Below are 1,460 nucleotides of genomic sequence, written 5' to 3'. Positions count from 1 at the left end.
TATTGATTGGGGCACGACCTTTCGGGTAAACGGTTCCGAGATCGGGGTAATGTTACAGAATGTCGGGGACGGTATGGCCGTAGCAGGGTATGGATTAACGTTGTCGGTAGTGGGTGCTGAAATTGGGGTGCCACTGGCCGGAATCGGGAGCGGGATCTCATTTGGTGGTTCTATTATGGAATCTGTGGCCACCGCAAATTTTGGACAAGGAACGGCATCGGTCGGTTCACAAGCTATTAGTATTGGCACTAAATATGCCCTTAAAAGAACAGGATTAAGTATTTTGTCACAACAGATATTAAGACAGAATGTTGATTTGAAGGTTACACTTATAAATCGTATTACAAACTAGAAAAATGGAGACCAATAATCTTATTTTAGGACTTTTGAGCATTTGCCTATCCATTTTAGGATTTATTTTTTTTAATAATCCTCTTAAACCACCTCCTAATCGGCCCCAAGAAGATGAACATGGATTGAAAAATGCAGATCGATTTGATGATAAAATAACAACATGGCGATTTCGCATTGCGTTGGCAATTATGTTTTTTTTTGGAGTATTTCAGGTGGTAAAGGAAATCTTTAAGTAGTTTTTAATTAGTGTAAGCATAATTTTTTGTGATCGCAATAGAAGATAGTTAAACTCTGTGGTGTTTTTGGTACTTTAAATAACCATAATGCTAATTCCCCCGATACCGCAAGCCTCACGTTTGTGCAGACATCGGTAAGCAGACAATGCCCAGTATGGTACAGAGAAAAGTTCTTTGAAACAGCGATAACAATGCCCTTTAGAGTCCCAACTGGGGCAATATCGTTAAGTCGACGGAAGGCAGCAATACGGCACTGACGAAATTCGCCGTCTTGGACCGTGGCTATACAGGGCACGAGCATTTGCAAGGGGTGAACCTTATACACATGCCTGCCCGTCCGTAGCGTAGCGAAGGCGGGAACGGGCGTTTGTACGACCCCATGCTGCACCGGTTCCTGATGCCGGACAATTTTGTGCACGCTACTTTTTGTAAACGCACGGTGTGCGTTTGCAAAAATAGGCGGGATGGTGCGCTGGCGAAAATACCGGGACGTTGATCAATAAGGCTAGGCATGGAACAGTCCGTTGAAGTACACTGATGCAAATGGGGAGTTCTTTTGGTTTGCGGTAATTGCAGGAGCGGTCATCGGTGCAGTGGCCCAAGCGGTGAAGCCCGGGACGAACTTCGGTACCATTGTCGGGGGCGGACTGATAGGAGCCGTGGCCGGGATGGTAGGTGCCGGGGGCGGGTTTTTCAGCAGCGGAATGTCGGCATCCATGGGCTTTTGGGGCGGTGCCGCCTCAGGTTCCGCAGGGGGCTTTGCTGGCGGTTTTGTTGGAAGTACGGGCACGTCCTGGATGAACGGTGCCAATTTTGGTGAAGGTCTTGGGTCTAGGCTTACTGCTGGTGTGATCGGGGGAGTTACCGGAA

Annotated in this window: 2 protein-coding genes and 1 pseudogene; all 3 read left to right on the top strand. The window is 47.4% G+C overall.

Annotated elements, in window-relative coordinates; translation table 11 throughout:
* The coding region (locus F1E73_RS17705) for a hypothetical protein (protein ID WP_191089061.1) at window positions 1–352 on the top strand (352 nt) is incomplete at its 5' end.
* A gap of 4 nt (window positions 353–356) precedes the next feature.
* Window positions 357–590, top strand: coding sequence for a hypothetical protein (locus F1E73_RS16935; RefSeq protein WP_086478565.1), 234 nt, complete (start codon window positions 357–359; stop codon window positions 588–590).
* 524 nt (window positions 591–1,114) lie between these two features.
* Window positions 1,115–1,460: pseudogene (locus F1E73_RS16930) on the top strand (hypothetical protein); the annotation flags it as partial.

Origin of the sequence: Arenibacter lacus, from assembly GCF_008711145.1 — a bacterium.
Taxonomy (GTDB): domain Bacteria; phylum Bacteroidota; class Bacteroidia; order Flavobacteriales; family Flavobacteriaceae; genus Arenibacter; species Arenibacter amylolyticus.
The sequence above is the reverse complement of the archived record's forward strand: the minus strand, read 5'-3'. Positions and strand labels throughout refer to the sequence as shown.